The 22,276-nt window shown below is 43.1% G+C and carries 16 protein-coding genes and 2 pseudogenes; 7 read left to right on the forward strand and 11 right to left on the reverse strand.

Features of this window, described 5'->3' with window-relative positions; translation table 11 throughout:
• Positions 1–176 precede the first annotated feature (176 nt).
• On the forward strand, positions 177–2,876 hold the full coding sequence (locus NST40_RS08415; protein WP_342410588.1) for an S-layer homology domain-containing protein: 2,700 nt from the start codon (positions 177–179) through the stop codon (positions 2,874–2,876).
• A 330-nt stretch (positions 2,877–3,206) separates the two neighbouring features.
• Positions 3,207–3,590, forward strand: a complete 384-nt coding sequence (locus tag NST40_RS08420; protein ID WP_342410589.1) for a GNAT family N-acetyltransferase — start codon at positions 3,207–3,209, stop codon at positions 3,588–3,590.
• A gap of 61 nt (positions 3,591–3,651) precedes the next feature.
• Here the strand turns inward: NST40_RS08420 and NST40_RS08425 are convergent.
• From NST40_RS08425 to NST40_RS08455, 7 genes and pseudogenes are all read right to left on the reverse strand, one after another.
• Positions 3,652–5,041: pseudogene (locus NST40_RS08425) on the reverse strand (SpoVR family protein).
• Between the two features lie 87 nt (positions 5,042–5,128).
• Positions 5,129–5,341 carry a hypothetical protein gene (locus NST40_RS08430; RefSeq protein ID WP_342410590.1) on the reverse strand — a complete coding sequence of 71 codons (213 nt, stop codon included), beginning with the start codon at positions 5,339–5,341 and terminating at the stop codon, positions 5,129–5,131.
• A 119-nt stretch (positions 5,342–5,460) separates the two neighbouring features.
• Entirely contained in the window at positions 5,461–5,997 is a 537-nt protein-coding gene (locus NST40_RS08435; protein WP_076195279.1) for a TetR/AcrR family transcriptional regulator, read from the reverse strand.
• Positions 5,998–6,146: 149 nt separating this feature from the next.
• Positions 6,147–6,782: an FMN-dependent NADH-azoreductase gene (locus NST40_RS08440; protein WP_076278199.1), complete on the reverse strand. Its 636-nt coding sequence runs from the start codon at positions 6,780–6,782 to the stop codon at positions 6,147–6,149.
• Between the two features lie 263 nt (positions 6,783–7,045).
• Positions 7,046–7,865: pseudogene (locus NST40_RS08445) on the reverse strand (SpoVR family protein); the annotation flags it as partial.
• A 627-nt stretch (positions 7,866–8,492) separates the two neighbouring features.
• A complete protein-coding gene (locus NST40_RS08450; RefSeq protein ID WP_341001608.1) occupies positions 8,493–9,506 on the reverse strand; it encodes a bifunctional glycosyltransferase family 2/GtrA family protein in 1,014 nt (337 codons plus the stop codon).
• The gene (locus NST40_RS08455) at positions 9,503–10,474 is read right to left on the reverse strand and encodes a phosphodiester glycosidase family protein (protein ID WP_076277545.1); all 972 of its coding nucleotides are present in this window, start codon (positions 10,472–10,474) and stop codon (positions 9,503–9,505) included. Before NST40_RS08455 ends, NST40_RS08450 begins: the two co-directional genes overlap by 4 nt.
• A 158-nt stretch (positions 10,475–10,632) precedes the next feature.
• Here NST40_RS08455 and NST40_RS08460 point away from each other — a divergent pair, with 158 nt between their 5' ends.
• The 5 genes from NST40_RS08460 to NST40_RS08480 all read left to right on the forward strand — a co-directional run bounded on the left by NST40_RS08460 (position 10,633) and on the right by NST40_RS08480 (position 15,854).
• Positions 10,633–11,349: a response regulator transcription factor gene (locus tag NST40_RS08460; protein WP_076277544.1), complete on the forward strand. Its 717-nt coding sequence runs from the start codon at positions 10,633–10,635 to the stop codon at positions 11,347–11,349.
• Complete coding sequence (locus tag NST40_RS08465; protein WP_076301345.1) at positions 11,349–12,284, forward strand: sensor histidine kinase; 936 nt, start codon at positions 11,349–11,351, stop codon at positions 12,282–12,284. Before NST40_RS08460 ends, NST40_RS08465 begins: the two co-directional genes overlap by 1 nt.
• Positions 12,285–12,401: 117 nt before the next feature.
• Positions 12,402–13,322, forward strand: a complete 921-nt coding sequence (locus NST40_RS08470) for an ABC transporter ATP-binding protein (protein WP_076126453.1) — start codon at positions 12,402–12,404, stop codon at positions 13,320–13,322.
• The gene (locus NST40_RS08475; protein ID WP_232061220.1) at positions 13,306–14,007 is read left to right on the forward strand and encodes an ABC transporter permease; all 702 of its coding nucleotides are present in this window, start codon (positions 13,306–13,308) and stop codon (positions 14,005–14,007) included. Before NST40_RS08470 ends, NST40_RS08475 begins: the two co-directional genes overlap by 17 nt.
• A gap of 209 nt (positions 14,008–14,216) precedes the next feature.
• Positions 14,217–15,854: an ATP-binding protein gene (locus NST40_RS08480; RefSeq protein WP_076218404.1), complete on the forward strand. Its 1,638-nt coding sequence runs from the start codon at positions 14,217–14,219 to the stop codon at positions 15,852–15,854.
• Positions 15,855–15,918: 64 nt separating this feature from the next.
• On the opposite strand, the gene NST40_RS08485 is transcribed toward NST40_RS08480, so the two are convergent.
• The 4 genes from NST40_RS08485 to NST40_RS08500 all read right to left on the reverse strand — a co-directional run bounded on the left by NST40_RS08485 (position 15,919) and on the right by NST40_RS08500 (position 22,027).
• The gene (locus NST40_RS08485) at positions 15,919–16,770 is read right to left on the reverse strand and encodes a DegV family protein (protein ID WP_076126458.1); all 852 of its coding nucleotides are present in this window, start codon (positions 16,768–16,770) and stop codon (positions 15,919–15,921) included.
• A 158-nt stretch (positions 16,771–16,928) separates the two neighbouring features.
• Positions 16,929–17,792 carry an AraC family transcriptional regulator gene (locus tag NST40_RS08490; protein ID WP_179087039.1) on the reverse strand — a complete coding sequence of 288 codons (864 nt, stop codon included), beginning with the start codon at positions 17,790–17,792 and terminating at the stop codon, positions 16,929–16,931.
• 145 nt (positions 17,793–17,937) lie between these two features.
• On the reverse strand, positions 17,938–19,620 hold the full coding sequence (locus tag NST40_RS08495; RefSeq protein WP_036684397.1) for an alpha-glucosidase: 1,683 nt from the start codon (positions 19,618–19,620) through the stop codon (positions 17,938–17,940).
• Positions 19,621–19,708: 88 nt separating this feature from the next.
• The gene (locus NST40_RS08500; RefSeq protein ID WP_076277542.1) at positions 19,709–22,027 is read right to left on the reverse strand and encodes a glycoside hydrolase family 65 protein; all 2,319 of its coding nucleotides are present in this window, start codon (positions 22,025–22,027) and stop codon (positions 19,709–19,711) included.
• Positions 22,028–22,276: the final 249 nt, after the last annotated feature.

Here is a 22,276-nt window from a genome sequence, read left to right on the forward strand (position 1 = left end):
GACTATCCCTAGGTGGATTTTTTAGACATAAAATCTGCTTACTCTCGACAAAAAGAGACACCCATGTAAAAAACAATATGATATGATCTCTATGAATTATCTAGCACTATTGTACTAGAAGTTAAGGGATTAGAAGTGGTTCGTAGTTCATTTCGTAGATAAGTAGGAGGAGAAACGTGGTTATTAAAAAGATTTTATCTAAAAAAGCTATTGTATTCATGCTTATTGTTTGTTTAACATCATTACCTTTAGGTACTGTTTTCGCAAGTGAGGTTTCAGATATTCAAGGGAGTTGGGCGGAAGCGCAAATTTCTAAATGGATGGAGAAGGGGCTAATATCAGGTTATCCAGACGGGGGTTTTAAACCTGACCATTCGATTACTAGGGCTGAATTGGTTGCATTAATCAATAAGTCATTTGGATTTGTTGAGTTGGGGGAGCGTTCTTTTAAAGATGTAAAAGCTTCAGATTGGTATTATTCTAGTCTTTTAGCGGCAAATGCTGCTGGTTACATACAAGGTTATTCAGATGGATCCTTTGGACCTAATAAAAAGGTAACACGTCAAGAGTTTGCAGTGATTGTTAGTAAATTACTAGCACTGCCTTCCTCCGATTCTGCTAATAAATTTAGCGACACATCAACAAGCCCTTTATGGAGTAAAATAGCTATCGGCTCTGTATACGATAAGGGTATTATGTCGGGTTATTCGGACAACACCTTTCATCCAGAATCGTTTACTACTCGTGCTGAGGCTGTTGTAATTTTGGACAGATCTTTAACAATCAAGGGTGAATCTTCAATTGGAACCCTCTCTTACGATATAGCGGGTACTTATGGTCCTGCAACAGGGGAAGAGAAAGTAAGCCAAAACGTAATCATCAACTCTTCTGATGTAACTCTACAAAACATGACGATCTTAGGGAACTTATTATTAGCAGAAGGAATTGCTGAGGGAGAAGTGTTTTTAAAAAATGTTACTGTTAACGGTGTTACTACGGTTAGCGGTGGGGGAGCGCATAGTGTTCATTTTGAGAATGCTAGACTAACCTCGGTGATCATTGATAAGAAGACAGGGATTATTAGAATTGTTGTTGAAGGCTCTACAGTTATTAGTGATATTCAAGTTCAATCCCCTGCAACAATCCAATCTTCTAGCGGGGCTACTATTCATACAGTTACTCTATCCAAAGCGCTTCCTAAAGACTCGCAGATGAGTTTGCTTGGAAGCTTTAAGAATGTAATTGTTTTGGCGCAAAATATCAATATTGGATTGCCACAAGGCAGCGTTCAAAATTTTAGTTTTAATAAAGATGCAAGTGGAAATAAGCTAAACAATGGGGCTAGTATCCTTTCTTTGATTATGAACGCTAGCACGAATGTTGTAGGGAATGGGACTATTGATCAAGCGGTTATAAATGCATCTGGAATTACTATGGAACATGCTCCACGCAATTTAGAAGCTGGAAAAGATGTCCCATCAAATGTGAATGTGAATATTGGTGGTGTAAATAGACCGGCAGCAACACCTACACAGGCACCAGCAGTAACAACACCAATTTCACCAGTGTCCCCGGGAACATCAGATGGAACAGTAACGCCAACAGCGACACCAGCGGCAACGCCAACAGCGACACCAGTGGCAACGCCAACAGCGACACCAGCAGCAACGCCAACAGCAACGCCAACAGCGACACCAACAGAAACACCGACAGTCACGCCATCAGCAACGCCAGACGTGACTCCACTGCCAACGTTGTCTCCAATTCCGACAATGGTGCCGACTTTTACTCCGGAACCGACACCGCCAGGGCCAACACCGCAACCAGAACAGTATAATGTAAATGGAACTATTATACGTGCAGATGGGAAGGGAATATTTAAAGAGGGTATTCTTTATATAAGTAAAGTTCAAGATAATATGACTATTGGTTATGAGACTAAATTGGTTGACGGGAAATTCAGTATTAATTTGTACGATGGGGATTACCAGATCACAAAAGTATCTGATTTGAATTCTTCAGATTTTATTTCGCTTTTCTATACCTTTAAGATATCTGATGAGAAACCTATTCCTAGCTCGCTTGATATTGTAATTCCAGAGGGGCATGAAGGAACTATAAAATATCAAGATGGTACCTCAATAAGTAATGGTTCGTTATCAATTTTAAGAATAGAACCTAATTTATCTGTCGGGTTCAGTGCGCCGATCAAAGATGGTAAATTCACTTTGTATTTACCGGATGGAGACTATCTAATAAAAAACCAGAATAATTATGCTACTGAAGAGCAAATTTCACTATATTACACATTCAAAATTGTTAATGGGCTGACTGAGCCAAGTCAAATTGATATAGTCATTCCTTCAAAAATCAAGGGGACTATAGTTAATTCGGAAGGGGTAGCAGTTCCTTCTGGAACACTTATGGTGCATAGAACAGATACTCCAGAATTAAGTATTTATTATGCTCAAATTTACGGGGGGAATTATAGCTTATTTTTACCTGACGGTTCTTATCAAGCCGATGGTTTCTATCCTGTTAATATGTCAAGTCGGATTTCAATTGACTATAGATTTACAGTGAATAATGGAAAGACCACACCAAATCCATTAGCCATTACAATACCGAAAGGATACAACGGAACGATAAAAAATGCAGATGGAAGAATCTTTAGATATGGATCGATAACTGTTTATAAAAATAATGAAGATGGTTCTCAGTCTTTTTACACAGCCCCTATATTCTCAGGGGAGTTTAAGTTGTTTTTGCCAGAGGGTACTTATCAAGTGAATAGTTTATTTAACGGTGAAGATCAAATCCCATTTAACACTATACCTTCACCATTGCTAAGGGTCAGTCTGACCCGAATCTATTAAATATTCTAGTGCCATAATGAACTTCGGCTTTATTTACCGGAAGACTCTTAATAAAATATATCAATTGTTCAAACAATGCTCAGTCTTATCATCTTAATCTTATCGGGTATATGATTGAATTTGCACCCCAAAACATTGGAACCTCCATATGGAAACCAATGATACTTTTGGGGTGTTTTTTTATCTAATCAGTTTATGTTTGACGAGTATCATCTTCCGTAGTGTAATAGAGTCAATTAGAAAGGTAATTCGAAAATAACGGGGAGTGGGGCAGATGATTAGAGAAGCGAGAGCTGATGACTGGAAGACATAGCGGAATTATTAGAACAGTTGGGATATCCGGATACAGAAGTGTTCATGCAAGAAAAAATAGAAAAGCTAATCCTGCATCCGGACGAGGAATTATTGGTTTTTGAGGAAGATGATAAAGTGGTGGCTTGTATTTCCATGCATTACATACCCCAATTAGGTCTGGTAGGAGAGACTGCAATTATAAGTTATCTTGTGGTGAGTAATTCCATTAGGAGCAAAGGAATTGGACGAAAGCTTGAGGAGTATTGCGCTGATTCAGCTAGAAAAAGAAACTGTGATAAAATTCAGGTTCATTGTCATTCTAGAAGAACTGATGCGCATAGATTTTATGCCCGGCAAGGATTTGTTGAGGCTCCAAAATATTTCTCGAAGTCGTTAAAAGAATCTGAATCCTCATTTTAGTCATAGCAAAAAGCGGCAGACCAGGGTGTTAATACCCGTTTAGGTCTGCCGCTTTTTTAGTTTAAATAAACTTCCGCTGCACCTTTTTGCCATCGTATGAAAAACGCGCCTTTTTGTCTTCCACAACCGTCTGTAGATGAACCGTCCGCCCCCATAAAGAGTAGATGTGAGGGAGTGTGCGCTCCAGATACTTCAGATCCAGCTCGATGCTTTCATAGCGATGAGTTATAAATAATTCACCATTCTTCTCGAAGTCTGCGTCCTCAATGACCAAGTAAGGAGACCCGCCATTGACCCGGGCGAGCACCAGTTGATCTCGTACATTTTCCCATGCTTTATCGGTGATTTTCCATTCGGGGCCTTTTTCTCAAAAACATAAAGATCGAGGTCGTTCACCAATTCCTTCGACAGATAGCTGCGGATAAAGGAGGTATCGGATTCCAACTCACGTACTTCAAAGATTTTCTCACGGTCCCAGCGGCGTTCGATGTCTTCAAAGATTTTCAGCCCCAGATAGTAAGGATTCAGGCTTTGCCGTGAGGGCTGCACGACGGATGAATTCAATTTTGCATATTCCACAGTTTCCTCTTCGGTCAGATCTAGTTCGCGAACGATGCGCTGATGCCAGTAGGAAGCCCAGCCTTCGTTCATGATTTTTGTCTCCATCTGTGGCCAGAAGTAGAGCATTTCGTCATGGAGCATCGTCATAATGTCACGCTGCCAATCCTCCAAAACAGTGGAATATTGCTGGATAAACCAGACCATATCTTTTTCTGGCTCAGGGGGAAAGCACGGTTTCCAGAGGTTGCTTCCTGTGGCCCGGTATTGCTTTTATCTAAATTCCATAATTCGTCATAAGGATTGGATGATTTCGAGCCGCCTGGAGGGGCGTCTTTGAGCTCCTTCATCTTAGCTTCCAGTAGGTGAGTTTTGCCCAGCTTGCGTGGCTGGATCAGACTGGGGTCTATATGCTCCTGGATAGCCAGCACTGAATCGATGAAGCTCTCCACAGCATCAGTTCCGTAAGTTACAGAATAACCGGCAATCCGATCTGCTGTAGCTGACATGCTCTCGACCATATCTCGGTTGGACATGGAGAAACGCATATTATTTTTGAAAAAATCACAGTGCGCTAGCACATGGGCAACGATCAGCTTATTCTGAATCAGTGAATTTCCATCCAGCAGGAAGGCATAACAAGGGTTGGAGTTAATAACGAGCTCGTATATTTTGCTCAGTCCGAAATCGTATTGGGATTTCATTTTATGAAAGGTTTTTCCAAAACTCCAGTGTCCAAATCGTGTAGGCATTCCATAAGCGCCGAATGTATAAATAATATCTGCGGGGCATATTTCATAACGCATGGGATAAAAATCTAAACCGAAGCCAGTGGCTATTTCCGTAATCTCGGCAATGGCCCGCTCTAGCGCATTAATTTCTTCGCTTGGCATGAATCTTTCTCTCCTTCCTACTCTGGGCACCGCCTGTATGGGGCAGAACCTATATGAAATGCGGATACCTGTATCGAAAAATGCTATTCATACTATGTATATGGGAGGAGGGGAGGCAATATGACGGGGAACTATCGTAGCCACCACCCAAACGTATTTATAAATAGATGATTCCTCATTCAGAAATTCGGCGAATTCTTCCTCGCAGTCACTGTATGTGGAAATTCCATCCTTGCGATCCTTCTGAGCTTGCTGAAGTTGAGACAGGACACCTTTATTGTTGAAAATGACTGAAGTCATTCGCTTCTTCTCCAACAAAGATAATACAAACGAAAAGTATAACAGCGAGAGAGATTTTCAAGGCATCTTGAAGTAAAGAAGAAACTATGGGGTGGAGAATTTATAGAATGGTTTCTATACTAGCCTAAAATGATATTTGTCAAACGGTTTACCGCCGTATGCAAAGTTTCTTTCCCCTCTACACAAGCCATTGCAACCCCGTAGATGCCCCAACTCCAAAATGTAGCCAGTAAATAATGTTCTTCCTTCACACCATGCTCTTTATCTAATAAAGCTTGAAGTGTTTCCGTCAATCGTTGTTTAATTTCATAGTCCATTTTCGATTTGAATTCTTCAAGAGCATGTTGACATTGTAAGGATAAATTTATTTGAGAACTCATAATAGCTTGGAGGGACATAATAATTGTTTGTTCATTGATGACTTCTTGTAAGGCTACTTCATTAAAAATTTCTTTCGTAAGAACTTCTCTTTGAATCACATCGATTAAATCGTATTTATCCACAAAATGATAGTAAAATGTTGAACGGTTAATCTCTGCTTCTTGTGTAATATCACTAATGGTAATATCACTAAAATCTTTTTGTTTAATCAGTCTCATAAAACCATTCATGATATTTTCTCTTGTTCGTTGAATCCGTGGATCTTGTTTTTTCATTTGTACCTTCCTTCTTAAAATACTAATACTTTTTGACACTTGTTGGATTAATGGGTGACCCCATTATAACAGAAAAAATCTTCGAAAAAAACACTTCATGGTCCATTTTTTGTATGGACTACGAAGTGCAGTATAAAGATAATAAACGATTAGAAGCTTTGTGCTAATTGCTTGGCACGCTCGATGCCTGCTGCTTTAATTTTCTCAGCATTATTTGGCATTTTAGCTTGACCTTCAATAAATAAACCTTCATATTCAGTAATACCCATGAAGTTCATAATATGTTTTAAATATCGGTCGCCTAGCTCTTCATCTGCTAAATGACCTTCTGAATAAAAATCACCGCGAGCTTGAATATGAAGCACTTTCTTATCATGAAGTAAGCCAACAGCACCAGTCTCCGTATATCTAAACGTCTTACCAGGTACAGCTACGGCATCGATGTATGTTTTCACAACGGATGGGAATGAGAAGTTCCACATCGGCGTTACGAATATCATTTTATCCGTTGCAATAAATTGATCGAGAATTTCGTTTAGGCGACTAACTTTCGCTAATTCCTCAGTTGAAAGAGTGTCAATTTGCTGTCCTGCACGAAGTTTCCCCCAACCACTCATAACATCTGCATCTAAATTTGGAATATCTTCTGTGAATAAATCCAATGTCACGATTTCATCCGTTGGGTTTGTCTCTTTATATGTTTCAATAAATGCCTTTCCTGCTGCCATACTAAACGAACGATTTTCGTCATTTGGATTTGCTGTAATAAATAATACCTTAGTGATAATAATCTCCTCTATTCTTTTATGTTTACAACAATTGTTGTTAAAGTTAGTATAAAACGATTAATCTACTAAACAAACCATCAATTTTATTGAATTGTTGCAAATCCAACACTCAGCTAGCATTGATTGAAATAGTTTTGGAAAAAGAGAAGCGGCCAATCGGACACAATCCACGAAGGGGATGAATCTGAAATAAAAAAGCTCTCCATAAACGATGCTTCATCGTTTGTAGAGAGCCTTTTTGCGTAAGCACCTTAGCTGACCGAAGCCCAGCCTTCGTTCATGATCTTCGTCTCCATCTGTGGGCAGAAGTAGAGCATTTCGTCATGGAGCATCGTCATAATGTCACGCTGCCAATCCTCCAAAACAGTGGAATATTGCTGGATAAACCAGACCATATCTTTTTCTGGCTCAGGGGGAAAGCACGGTTTCCAGAGGTTGCTTCCTGTGGCCCGGTATTGCTTTTATCTAAATTCTATAATTCGTCATAAGGATTGGATGATTTCGAGCCGCCTGGAGGGGCGTCTTTGAGCTCCTTCATCTTAGCTTCCAGTAGGTGAGTTTTGCCCAGCTTGCGTGGCTGGATCAGACTGGGGTCTATATGCTCCTGGATAGCCAGCACTGAATCGATGAAGCTCTCCACAGCATCAGTTCCGTAAGTTACAGAATAACCGGCAATCCGATCTGCTGTAGCTGACATGCTCTCGACCATATCTCGGTTGGACATGGAGAAACGCATATTATTTTTGAAAAAATCACAGTGCGCTAGCACATGGGCAACGATCAGCTTATTCTGAATCAGTGAATTTCCATCCAGCAGGAAGGCATAACAAGGGTTGGAGTTAATAACGAGCTCGTATATTTTGCTCAGTCCGAAATCGTATTGGGATTTCATTTTATGAAAGGTTTTTCCAAAACTCCAGTGTCCAAATCGTGTAGGCATTCCATAAGCGCCGAATGTATAAATAATATCTGCGGGGCATATTTCATAACGCATGGGATAAAAATCTAAACCGAAGCCAGTGGCTATTCCGTAATCTCGGCAATGGCCCGCTCTAGCGCATTAATTTCTTCGCTTGGTATGAATCTTTCTCTCCCTCCAGCTTGGGCTTATGCTGCAACCTATTCTGACAGGGCTGCAAAGGTTCCGCGACAACGTCCGGGACTATTCCATTTAAATATATGGGAGAGAAGATGAGTGTATGACGTTCTGAATTTCTGAGTGAAAATAATGTGATTTTGTATACATTATTGGAAGGAAGCACTAGCTTTTTTTGTATGCGAATTCTATCAACGGTATCCTTCTCGGTGAATTCGGACTCAGCTGACGTTATTTGCAAATTTCCAGCGTTTTGAGCAGGGTTTCGGACCCCACAGATGCTATCCCACAAAAAGAGGCTCATATGTGGTGCCTTTCTTACCAATAGCGGCAATGGGGTCCGTTAGCATACCAAAAGTGGAATAATACTGCGATTAGTGTCATCTGTGTCCGATAGGTGCTCAATAGGTGCCCAATAGGTGCTCCATATGTGTTCGAGGAGCAGTTCCATAGGTGCCCGATAGAAGCTCCACAAGTATCCGATTAGTACTCAATAAGTGTCCGAAAAGTGCTCCACAAGTGTCCAATTATTGCTTCACAAATTCCCAATTGCTCACCACACAAGCATAAGCAGTCGAGAGAACGTAACCTTCCCCAGAGTACCCAAACCCTCAGTACACAAACCTCCGTTGCGCCCAATAGCTGAATAGGAAGATTGAAGCCTCGGTCAGTAGCTTGGCGGCGACAAGCGGAATAATCAGCTTTTCATTATAGAAATAGAGTAGCCCATAGTTGAACAACAATACGAGGATCACCAGCGCAAAATATTTGGGAAGCGATGCCTGAATCTTGGAGCGTTTGCCGTCTGTGAAGACATATTTTCGGTTCATAGAATAGTTAAAGACAGAGCTGCACAATCTCGCGGCCGCGACGGACAGGAATAGGTTATGGCTGAGCCTCTGAAACAGGAATAAGAGTGTGAAGTCGAGCAGGGCTGACAGCAGCGAAGAAGTGCTGAACATCAGTATCGGCAGATAAATCCGGAAGGAGTCCATCAGAGGCCGGAAATGGGATGATTTATTATCGTCCAGATAGACGGTATCGATGTACTCTTCCGTAATGGTGTACCCCTCTTTATGGGCAGTCAGCAGCATGTTCATTTCATATTCAAACCGTTCGCCGGGAATCTGGCATAGCCAATCAAGCATTGATAGGGGGTAGCCGCGCAGACCAGTCTGTGTATCATAAATCTTAGTGCCTGTAGTTAAGGAAAAGACCGTCCGGGTTACCGAGTTGCCGAAGCGGCTGCGCAGAGGAATGGTTCCGGTGAACCGGCGGCTGCCGAGTACGATTCCCGGGGTAGTCTGGTTCCGCAGAGATTCAACGATTCGGTTAATATCATAAGGCAGATGTTGGCCGTCGCTATCCGCGCAGACTACATAATCCGGCAGACCAGTCCCCTGAATATACTGGAACCCTGTCTTCAGAGCACATCCTTTTCCGAGGTTGACTTCATGGGTTAGGACAGTGCAGCCGAATGCTTCTGCCATATCGAAGATTCCACGGTAGTGCGGGCCGCTGCCGTCATCCACAAGAACAATAGGTTCGAGCTGGAAATTATGCAGCTGTAAAATCAAATCGAGCAGTCGTTCATCTGGCTCATAGGCTGGGATCAGTATAGTCATGATGTTGCACCCTCCTTGATATAAAGAATGTCGCTGACGCCCCGCTCCTTGTTTTTGCCCTGCGGATTATTTACGACCCGTCCCATGAAGTACATAGTGGATGAACCACCGCCGTCCAGATTGTAGGCTTCTGTGGCGCCAAGGTCGGACATTACATCAGCTAGCTCAGTAAGGGTCATCCCACGGCTGTACCCTTCATTGCGCCCGTCAACTACGACAAACACATAATGGTTTGGTGCGATCATACCAACTGCGGTGCGGGGATTCGCGTTCTGGATGGAATGGTTGCCGAAGTTGGTATCGATTTTGACATTGCTGAAATCACTGGCAATCTCCCCGTCCTGAATCAGAATCGGACCAAAGGAAAGGGTATCGGTGGCCCCTTGCGCCAGAAGTTCAGAGGAAGAAATCTCTTCCTCGTTATAGGTTTGCATTGTCCCATCATCGAACAGCGCCATTGCATCCCGCACAGGATCATCACGATACACCGTGCCGTTACGGATTATCACTCCGTCATTGCGGAAGCCATAGTAATCACCATTGATGGCAAAAATCGCATAGTTCGCGGAAGCAATGTCCGAGGTATCCTCAGTGATGTTTGTTCCAAAGCTGTTGTCGGCAAAAGCAGTGCGCAGACTGCTCGCTTCCTTGAGGACGATATCAGCGACAAAATAAGTGATCTGGTCTGAACCGGAACCGGTCTGCACTTGGTCGATCTGGATCTGAATATCATCGCTGGAGTAATTCCAGTCGTCAGAGGTTGCGTTAACTTCGGCAGTTGTAACGGCTGTAGCTCCTGAGCTGCTAGTTGTAGCTGCATCATCCGCAACTACGACTTCGACATGTTCGATTAAGTAACGATCTGCCAGACTATATATCACTGTGCCGAGAAGCAGGAGGACAATGATCATCACGATCAGCAGCTTTCGTTTGAAGCTCCAGGCTTGCTTACTTCTCTTGTTCAACATTGAAGCATCACCTCATTTTGTAAGTTGTTAAGGCCATAATACCTGGGCTACCTTTAATGAAACTGAAATTAAAGCTGAAATAAAAACCGAAATAGTAAGAGCTCCGGGAAATTGGTATAATTTAACGAAGAGGTTTTCGACTACGGGGAGGTTTGGACATGCCACAGCGTGTGCTGCTGATTGAGGACGACGAAGCAATCAGTGAAATGGTCAGGTCTTATTTGGTAAAAGAAGGTTATGAGGTTGAAGCTGTATTTGACGGTGAAGTAGCGGAGAGAACATTTCGGACCGGTGGTCCATTTGATCTTGTACTGTTAGACCTTATGCTGCCGAAGCGTAGCGGGACTGACATTCTTCAGACTATTCGTGCGGAGAGTCTGGTTCCAGTGTTGATCATGTCCGCCAAAGACAGTGATGTAGATAAAGCGCTTGGGTTAGGCTTTGGGGCGGATGATTATATTACGAAGCCCTTTTCTATGATTGAGCTAGCGGCTAGGGTGAAGGCAGCGATCCGTCGTGCAGGTTATGCATCTCCCAGTATCCAAGTGGAAGATCAAGCTCCGGTGAAGCAAATGATCTCCATTGGCCGATTGACTGTAGATTTAGATAACTTCTCTGCGTTGAAGAACGGGGAAGAAGTAAAGCTAACGTCGAAGGAATTTCATATTCTTAAGCTGTTTGTGACGCATCCGGGCCGAGTATTTACCAAAGCGCAGATTTATGCGAGCGTATGGGAGGATGATTATTTCGGGGATGAGAACGTCATTAATGTACATATGAGAAGATTGCGTGAAAAAATAGAAGACGATCCCTCCCATCCCGAATACATTAAGACGTTATGGGGCATCGGGTATAAGCTGGGAGAACAGCTATAATGATAGCGGTGCTAGGTGTTGTCATTGTGCTCTTACTCGCCGTCATTGTGTGGCAATATCAGAATTCGCGTAAAGCTTCTAATGATTTGCGATATATGCATGACAAGTTAAGCAGCATTATGGAGGAAGGCTCACATGAAAGATTGCTGCTGTTCAGCGGTAATTTGGAGCTGCAGAGCGTGCTGATTGACCTGAACCGGCTGCTGGATATCAATCATAAAGGAAGCATTGAGCGCGTTAGGCTGGAGAAATCCATGCGTAATATGCTGTCTAATATTTCTCATGATCTTAAGACTCCGCTAACGGTTGTGCTTGGTTATATTGAGACCATTCAACAGGATGAGCATTTGCCGGCCGGGGAACGGGAACGAATGATGAAGATGATTCATCAAAAAGCCCATGAAGTGATCCAGCTGATGAACAAGTTTTTTGATTTGTCCAAGCTGGAGTCTGGGGATCGGGAAATTGCGCTTTCACGAGTTGAGGCAGGTGAAGTATGCAGACGCAACATCCTTTCTTTCTATGATATCCTCAGCGCTAAGGGCAGTGAGGTGGAGATTGAGATTCCGGATGAGGCTGTTTACTTCATGGGAAATGAAGAGGCTCTTGATCGAATATTGTCCAATCTGTTGTCGAACGCAATTTCTTATGGCGACGCTGGGAGCGTATTAGGATTAAGGCTCTATAGTGATGAGAACAAAGTATACATAGAGGTGTGGGACCGGGGAAAAGGCATCAGTGAAGTACACCAGGATAAAGTATTTGAGCGTCTGTATACGCTGGAAGATTCAAGAAATCGGGCTTATCAAGGCAGCGGTCTAGGTCTGACGATCACCAAAAGATTAACGGAGCAAATGAATGGAACGATTACACTGGTTAGTCAGCCGTATGTGAGAACGGTGTTTACCCTTACTTTTCGCAGATTACGCTTCTAAGGAATAGAATTGTGCGCAGCTTAAGATTTTCGTAAGAAACGAGTAATAAAAAAGAAAATTCTGCTGTGTACAATAAGAACTAAGGAAGACGAGACGAAAACAAAGGGGAGCGCGGAATTGACTACAATACTTCGGACAAGAAATTTAACGAAAACCTATCAAGGTAAAGAAGTCGTCAGCAATGTGAATATGAATATTAAGCAAGGTGAAATTTACGGGTTTCTTGGACCCAATGGTGCTGGCAAAACTACCGTGATGAAAATGGTCACGAACCTCGTTAAACCTACGAGTGGAGAAATTGAATTTTTTAATGAAAAAATGACTGAGCATTCTTACGAAATGCTGAAGCGGATGGGCTGCATCATTGAATATCCAGTGTTTTATGATAAATTGACAGCCAAAGAAAATCTGATTTTGCACGGAGAGTACATGGGCTATTATGATCCGCAAGCGATTGGTGAAGCGCTGGAGCTGGTAAAGCTCACAGGTGTCGATAAAAAGCCGGTGAAGCAATTTTCACTTGGGATGAAGCAACGTCTGGGTATTGCCAGAGCCTTCATGACGAAACCTGAGCTGCTCATTTTGGATGAGCCGATTAATGGGCTAGATCCTGTGGGAATCAAGGAGATGCGTGAAGTGTTCCGGATGCTTAGCCGTGAATATGGAATGACGTTACTTGTATCTAGTCATATTCTGGGGGAAATAGAGCAGATTGCTGATACGATCGGTGTGATCCGGCAGGGTGCTCTGGTAGAAGAAGTGGCGATGGATTCCATTCGTGGCCAAAATACTGAATATATCGAAGTGGTTACGAATGAGATTAATAAAGCAGTGTATGTGTTGGAGCATAAGCTTGGGCTTAATAATTTCAAAGTGCTGGACCATATTACAGTTAGAATATATGACGGTGGAATCTCACAACGTGATCTGAATAAGGCGTTAGTGCTAGCAGATGTGGAAATTGAAAGTATCAGCAAAAAACAACATACGCTGGAAGATCATTTTCTGCAATTGATTGGGGGTGAAGGCATTGCTTAAATTAATATCTTTGGAAATTCGGAAGAATAAGCTAAAAACGCTTCTTACAGGTGCAGCAATCGTCAATCTTGCGATTCTTGCGTTTATGATTATGGTTTTATTCGTTGATCAAAATGAGAGCGAACCGTCATTTGCTTCTTATGCAGAGTTGTTTGAGGGCGTGTTCGTTTTTGTAAAGGCTGCTTATATTATTTTCGCTTCGGTTATTATTAGCAAGCTGGTGATTGATGAGTATAAGAACAACACCATTACTCTTCTCTTCATGTATCCTATCTCACGTAAAAAGCTGATGACTGCGAAAATATTGATAGTGTTCGCCTTCACATTTGTTGCCATAATCGTGGCAGACATTGTAGTCGGCGCTATCCTAATAGGATTCAATTCCTTTGCAGGGCTTATTCCGGGTGAACTGACCCTTCATGTAATCACTTCAGAGCTGATTAAGTTAGGCGCAAACGCTTTTTACGCAGCGGGTATTGCTCTAATCCCATTGTACTTTGGAATGAAGAAAAAATCGGTCCCTGCCACCATCGTCTCAGCTGTGTTAGTTACCTCCTTAATTTCTGGGGGATTTGATCAAGCTCGCTTAGGTAATTTAGCGGCGGTGTCGATCTCACTTGGATTGCTAGGAGCAGGTATTGCCTATATGGCTATTCGCAACATTGAACATAAAGATATAGCCTAATAGATTCGGAATTCACCCCCTTTTATAACCCTTTTGTAACGATGAAAAAGCATCGTGATTGGGGTTATAAAGGGGGGATTTGACGTTTATCTACGACTGATTTCCGTAATTTTGATATAATAGATATGAAATATATTTTAAATTTTAGATGAACATTGCTCGTTTAGGGGTAATGATAATGGATGAGAGAGCCTGAGGGGATGTGAACTGTGGATAAAGACTGGACGTCCATTCTGAGACGGTTGCTTTCGGAAGAGAGCGCTTATAAATCGTTATATGACCAACATCCTGATTTGATATTCGTTCTGGATAGACAAGGTCGCTGCGTAGGAACCAACCGAACTTTTCATCTAGGCTTGAGCGCAGAAGCGAAGTTGCAAAATACAAGTCCGATATCAGCAAAGAGAAAAAATCTTGGCAATATTGCTAGTTTTGAGGCTGCTCTGCAGGGGAACTCCTCAAGCTTTGAGCTACAAGATTTAGAGAATCCCAAAAAAGGCTCGGATTGCGTAGGCGTTAAACTTTTACCCATCAGAACGGAAGAAGGGATCGCCGGGGTATTCGCGATTACCCAAGTGGCTAACGGAAGCGCTCTTTTACATGCGGAATTGTTACAAGACTGGCTAGATGAATTAGCGGACACCTTAGATACTGAATTACCTATCACGGGCGAAGTGGAGATAAGCTCCAAAGATAGCTCAATAGTAGCTGTGAAGGATAAACAATCGAGCCTCATTCTGAATTCCGTCTCCGCGGGAATCTTTGTGCTGGATACAACGGGGCGTGCTCTATTTATTAATCGTGAGGCAGCGGATATGTTAGGCTACCAACCAACAGAATTGATGGGTTTGAAGCTTATGGATTATATCCATCATATCCAAGGTGATGGTTCGCGTTATTCGACACCTGATTGCCAGATTAGTCTTACGATAGAGGATGGAGTCATCCGCAAGAAAGATGATGAGATCTTCTGGCGTAAGGATGGCACCAGTTTTTTTGTTAATTATCGGGTAGCACCTCTTATTGATGAAGGGCTGATCGCAGGTGCGGTTATTGCCTTCAGTGATATTACGAATGAGCGAGAAATCATTCGTGCGAAAGAATCAGCAGAGCAGGCAGCGCAAGCCAAATCTGATTTCTTAATGATGATGAGCCATGAAATTCGGACGCCGATGAACGGGATGATCGGAATGGCTGATCTATTGTTGGATACTGAACTTGGAGAAGAGCAGCGAGGTTATGCCGAGATTTTACGCAGCAGTAGTTATACGTTATTACAGATCTTGAATGATATTCTTGATTTCAGCAAAATGGAAGCAGGTAAAATGTCACTGCAATCCGAGAAGTTTGATCTCCGCGAGATGATCTCAGACGTCATTGATTTATTTGCACCGAAAGCGGAAGAGAAGAAGCTGGCATTACGTTGGTGGATGGATACTAGCGTTCCAACCATAATCATTGCTGATCCGATCCGCTTGCGGCAGATTGTCGTGAATCTGGTAGGCAATGCGCTGAAATTCACGGAACGTGGGAGCGTGACCCTATCGGTGAAGAACATTCCACTATCTGATGAACAAGAATTTTTGTTGGAATTTTCAGTGCGGGATACAGGTGTAGGAATTGCCGGTAACAAACTCAATCTATTGTTTCAATCTTTCTCACAGCTGCATCCGTCCATAAACCGTAAATATGGAGGCACAGGCTTGGGACTGGCGATTTGCAAGCAGCTTGTGGAGCTGATGGGTGGGACGATCTTTGTAGAAAGTGAAGAGAATCACGGTTCTACGTTTCGTTTTATGTTGCCTTGCAGAGCAGAAGATATAGAGCTGGAAGTAACTTCAAACTAGGGGGGTTACACACAAATCTCCGGTCCATTTGCTTAAGAAGCAATGGCCGGAGATTTGTGTGTTATTAGTCCTGAAGCATATACATGAGACCTACAGTATGCGGCCCACAATGGCTGCCAATTACACAACCCGCATGGAGGATTGCTATTTCATTAACTTGAGTTTTCTCTCGTAGTGCTGCCTCCAGATAGAGCGCATCTTCTTCCGCCAAGGTATGGACCACGATGAGTAACTCATTATCCATTCGATCGACATGAACCAAAGCGTTCTGGAGCATTTGTTCCACAGCTTTTTCTTTTTTGCCACGGATTTTGCTGGTAGGTATGATGCTTCCATCTACCAGTCTAAGAACAGGACGGATTTTGAGCAGACTACCGATGAAGTTCTGCATGCCTGAACAGCGTCCACCCATATATAAGTAATCTAGCGTATCCACAACGAATTCAGTTTCCACAAGGCTGCGGCTGTGCTCCAGCATGGCTGCAATCTCTACGGCAGAGTGGCCCTTTTCAGCAGCTCTGACAGCCTTCATAACAAGGAGGGCAATGCCTCCGCACAAGGTTTGTGAATCTATAACCTGTACGCGTCCCTCAGGAAATTCCCCGGCAGCCAAAAGTGCATTCTGATATGTAGAGGATAGTGAGGAGGAGAGACTGATATATACAATATCTTGTCCGCTGCTAATCACGGGTTGAAATGCAGCAATGAAATCTGCTGGCGAAGGTGCTGCCGTTTTCGGCAATACTCCACTAGCGGCTACACGGCGATACACTTCCTCGGGTGTAATATCTTCACCATCTTTGTAGGTACCTTCTTCAAATACAACATAAAGAGGAACGATGCCGATGTCATAAGTATCCTTCCAGTTTTGAGGTAAATCGGAAGTGCTGTCTGAAAATATTTTTACAGTAGACATGAAATTCTCCTTCACCGATAATTCGGATGACAATAATCAATAATCATTATAGAACTACATAATCTATTTATTATACCAAGACTATGCCAATTCTCAAAATGAAATAGTAGGCAATCACAAGAAAAAAGACTATCGGGATTTCGATAGTCTTTTTAGTTCTATTCTTTTTTCGTAACAGGGATCCATATCTCACAGCGATAGTCCTCTGCGTCTGGTCTCCCTGGAAGATATAGCTCAAACTCAGGTCCGCCTGTGTGCTCGTAGCCTGTGGAAGGGAACCACTCCTGGAAAATGCGTGCCCATACCTGCTGGATCGCATCAGGCATCGGCCCTACTGAGGTGAACACAGCCCAACTTGCAGCTGGGATTGTTGTAGAAGCAAAGCCCTGTGCATCAGTCTCTGGAGTAGCTTCGACAGCGATCCAATAGGAGAAGGTTTCTTTATCATGGTTCATGTCAGAGCAGATGCCTAATAAATCCTTATCTTCACCGAGCTCAATCAGCTTATCCGACGTACCATTTTCATTAGCTTCTATCCACAACTGAGGGATGCGGCGCAGATTCTCCCCATCCTTCGTTGTCATTTCCTCTACTAGTCCGATAACATTAAAAGCGTCTCTTTTCTCAATTCTGTAGTCCATTTCTTTATCTCCCTTCAGTGATAGATGGAAGGAGAGTCTAGGGAAAGCCTTGAGCTGTACCCCTGACTCCCGCGCAGCAGAAGGAGTAATTCCATGTGCCTTGCGGAATGCTTTGGCAAACGACTCGGGCGAGTCATATCCGTATTTCAGTGCAACATCCAGCACTTTAACTTTAGAAATAGCAAGCTCCTGTGCAGCCAGAGTTAATCTGCGCTTACGGATATAGTCTTTAATAGATACTCCGGTAAGCATATTGAACATGCGCTGGAAATGAAAGGGGGAGGAGTAAGCAACCTTGGCGATTTCATCAATGGTCACAGATTCCTCCATCTTGCTCTCCATATAATCTAAAGCTTCTTTCATGCGGATAAGCCATTCCAAGTCCGTCATCTCCCTTTAAGTTCATACTATCAGGCTGCATTTGCAAAATCCTGTTATTCCGTGCTCTCTAATGACAGGTAGCAGGCAGAAGGATAATCTCATAAAAAATCATCCTAAATAGTATAACTCAGGAAGATAGACAAAGTTAGTCTTTCAATCGATACACTCTTGCTTCATAAGGTCGTAATAATTCCCGTGTGGGTGCATCATCAGGGTAATTTCCAATAATAAGTTCCGTAGCCTTACTTAGCTCTGCGGAAAGATCAACAGTCTGTGGAACCTCATTGAAATTGAGCAGCACTAGCCACTTCTCGTCATCCAGAGTACGCGTATAGGCATAAATATCCTCATGCTCTGGCAAAAGTAGCTTGTATTCGCCATAAGCCATGATCGGATTTTTTTTGCGCAAAGCAAGCAGCCTTTGGTAATAATAGAAGATGGAATCCGAATCCGCCAGGGCCTGCTCCACGTTAATTTCCTTGTAGTTCGGATTAACTTTGAGCCACGGCTCCCCTTCAGTAAAGCCGGCATTCGCAGAATCATCCCATTGCATCGGAGTGCGCGCATTATCACGGCCTTTGATATGAATAGCGTTTAGCACGCTGTTAGGATCAGCGCCGCCTTCGGTAACCTTTTCGCGATACATATTGAGGATTTCAATGTCTTTATAATGTTCAATGGCTGTGAACTTTACATTAGTCATCCCGATTTCTTCGCCTTGATAAATATAGGGTGTCCCTTTCAGCGTGTGCAGTAAGGTAGCGAGCATTTTGGCAGAGATCACACGATACTTACCGTCATCCCCGAATCTTGAGACCATACGTGGCTGGTCATGATTGTTAAGATAAAGACTATTCCAACCCTTATCCGCCAGACCCACTTGCCATTTATGAAGAATATCGCGCAGCTTCGACAACGTCCACGGGGCTACGTCCCATTTGCCGTCAGGACCCGAGTCCACATCCATATGCTCGAATTGGAATACCATTTGCAGCTCTTTGCGTTCCTCGTCCGTGTAAAGGATGGCATCTTCAACTGTAGCGCCAGGAGTCTCGCCGACAGTCATAATGTTATAGTTGGATAACACTTTGTCATTCATTTCATGTAAAAACTCATGAACACGTGGTCCATTCATATAATATTCGCCGCCCCAAGCAAGTTCCCCGGGAGCAAGGCCGTCTCTATGAGAGGAAGGGAGACCTTCCACTTTGGAAATCATATTGATTACATCCATTCGTAGACCATCCACACCCTTGTCGAGCCAGAAGGTGATCATCTTGTATAACTCCTCACGCAGCTGCGGATTCTCCCAGTTGAGATCCGGTTGCTTGCGCGAAAACAGATGCAGATAGTATTCACCAGTGGTTTCATCCAGTTCCCAAGCCGGGCCGCTGAATACAGAACTCCAATTGTTGGGGCGCTCACCATCTGGTCCACCCGGACGCCAAATGTAGTAATCGCGATATGGATTATCTTTTGAAGAACGGGATTCTACGAACCAAGGATGCTCATCTGAGGAATGATTGATTACAAGGTCCATCATTAGTTTTATGCCACGGGCGTGCAATCCAGTCAGTAATTCTTCCCAATCCTGCAATGTGCCGAACTCATCCATAATATCTTGATAATCGCTGATGTCATAACCGTTATCGTCATTTGGCGATTTATATACAGGTGACAGCCAAACTACGTCGACACCTAGCTTTTGCAAATAATCCAGACGTGAAATGATTCCTTGCAGATCTCCAATCCCGTCACCATTGCTATCTTGAAAGCTGCGGGGATAGATTTGGTAGACAACGGCTTCTTTCCAAAAGGTTCTGTTCATTCAAAATCACTCCTTATATAAGTTATCTTCCTAAAAAATAAAGAGACCCCAAAAGCATTAAGCTTCAAGGGTCTCTTGGGTGTAAGTTTTATACTGTGACGGAATTGCTATCAGCAGTGATGCTGCTTAGTCCGTTTACGGTATATTCTTTGTCGTAGATAGTAATAGAAGCAGGGATATCAGTTTCATTCGTAACAGTAACTTGTGCATCCGTAACGCTTACTTTCAGACGGGAGCCGCGGAACATGATTTTAAAAGAGTAAGCGGTCCAGTGACCTGGGTTAGATGGGCTTAGTGTCAATCTGCCGTCATGCACGCGGAGTCCGCCGAAACCATGTACGATTGACATCCAAGTACCAGCCATGCTAGTGCTGTGCAAGCCGTCTTCTGTATCATTGTTATAGTTATCAAGATCCAGTCTTGAAGTACGCAAGTACATTTCATAGGCCTTATCCTTATATCCCAGCTCACTGGCTAGAATGGAGTGGATACAAGGGGAAAGGGAGGACTCATGAACAGTGATCGGTTCATAAAAGTCGAAGTTACGTTTTTTGGTATCGAGATCGTAACGGTCACCCAGGAAATATAATCCCTGCAGAACGTCTGCTTGTTTAATGAAGCAAGAACGCAGGATACGGTCCCATGACCATTTTTGGTTAAGTGGCAGATGCTCACGTTCCAGATCTTTGACTTGAATGATCTCTTTGTCCAGGAAGCCATCTTGTTGTAAGAAGATACCCAGCTCTTCATCCGCAGGATAATACATCTTAGCAATGATGTCTTTCCATTTTGTAGTTTCGCTCTCTTGCAGCCCTAGTTTGTCAACTAGCTCAGCATAACGAGTAGGCTCATTTTCTTGCAAGTATGCCAGTGCTTCCATGGTATATTCCATAGTCCACGAAGCCATACGGTTCGTATACCAGTTATTATTAACGTTATTCTCATATTCATTCGGGCCCGTTACGCCGAGCATTACGTATTTGTCTTTGCGTGATGCATAGTGAACACGTTCTTCCCAGAAGCGGGAGATTTCCACGAGAACCTCAAGGCCATATTGTCCCAGATAAGCTTTGTCTCCGGTGTAGTTCACATAGTTGTAAATGGCGTAGGCAATGGCACCATTCCGGTGAATTTCTTCAAATGTAATTTCCCACTCGTTGTGGCATTCTTCACCGTTCATCGTAACCATTGGGTATAGCGCACCTTTTTTGAATCCAAGCTTACGGGCATTTTCTTTAGCTTTCTCTAAGTGCTTGTAACGGTAGATCAACAAATTGCGGGCAATGGAGGAGTCCGCCGTACTGAGATAGAAGGGAACGCAATACGCCTCTGTATCCCAGTAAGTGCTGCCGCCGTATTTTTCACCGGTAAAACCTTTCGGGCCAATGTTCAGGCGGTCATCTTCACCATTATAGGTTTGATTGAGTTGGAAAATATTAAAGCGAATCGCTTGCTGAGCCGAAACGTCACCTTCAATGATGATGTCGCTTTCTTTCCATTTTTCTCTCCAAGCTTCAATTTGTTCGGTCAAAAGAGTTACAAATCCGGCTTCCTTAGCAGCTTGCAGAGCAGTTTGGGCGGCGTCGACCAATTGTCCCAGACCGTGATTCCGAGAAGTAACATTGGCTACATATTTATAAATGACGATTTGATTGCCCGCTTGTGCGGTTACGTCCAGTTTGCAGGCTACATATTTCTCTTGTTCGATCGCTTCTGCTTCGGCAGTTACCTTCTCACCATTGACAAGGATATCAAAAGCCATAGCAGAGGTGACATGGAAGTCGAGTTTCTTAGTCTTAAGAGTGAGATGTCCATGATCAGGTCCCGCTTGTTTCTCAACTTCATTCCAGAATTTCTCGTCATAGTTGGAATCCTTGTTCTTCACATCACCATCAAGATAAGGAGTAATCGTAATCTTGCCTGAGAAATTAACAGGAATGATGGAATAGCGAATCGCGCCGATTTCTTGACGAGTCATGCTTACGAACCGGATACTTTCTACTTTAACTTCCTTACCATCTTCGAGAGTGGCAGTGAAGCTACGGGAGAGCGTTCCTTCTTTCATATTAAGTACACGGCGGAATTCGGAAACGGTGCACTTTGCCAGATCAAGGGGGGTACCCTCGATATCAATGTTGATACCGATCCAGTTCGTGCTGTTAAGTACTTTGGCAAAATATTCAGGATAGCCGTTTTTCCACCAGCCGACACGTGTTTTGTCAGGGTAGTAGACGCCCGCCATGTAGCTGCCTTGCAGGCTGTTGCCGCTATATTGCTCTTCGAAATTGGCCCGGCCACCCATAAATCCGTTACCAAGACTAAATACGCTTTCAGAAATTTCTTGCGTCTGTGGATCAAAGGATTCCTCAATAATGGACCATTCATCAATTGTTAAATATTGTTTCACGATAACCGCTCCTTTAAATATGTTAGGGGGATATATAAAATGAACAAATCTTTTGTTAAACTTCCGGTGATATAAAAGTGACTGCGATGAATCTTTGGACTTTCGATCGCTGTTATAATCAGATTTCTATATTTAAACCACATTTTGCAGATGAAATCTGATTATAAAGGCGAACGCTATGCTTCTACAGTTTCAAAATTCCTCTCCGTCACTTCATCACCAGAAAGTTAACGATTAATTATTAGTTCA

The organism is Paenibacillus sp. FSL R10-2778 (assembly GCF_038593035.1).
Lineage (GTDB): Bacteria > Bacillota > Bacilli > Paenibacillales > Paenibacillaceae > Paenibacillus_AQ > Paenibacillus_AQ odorifer.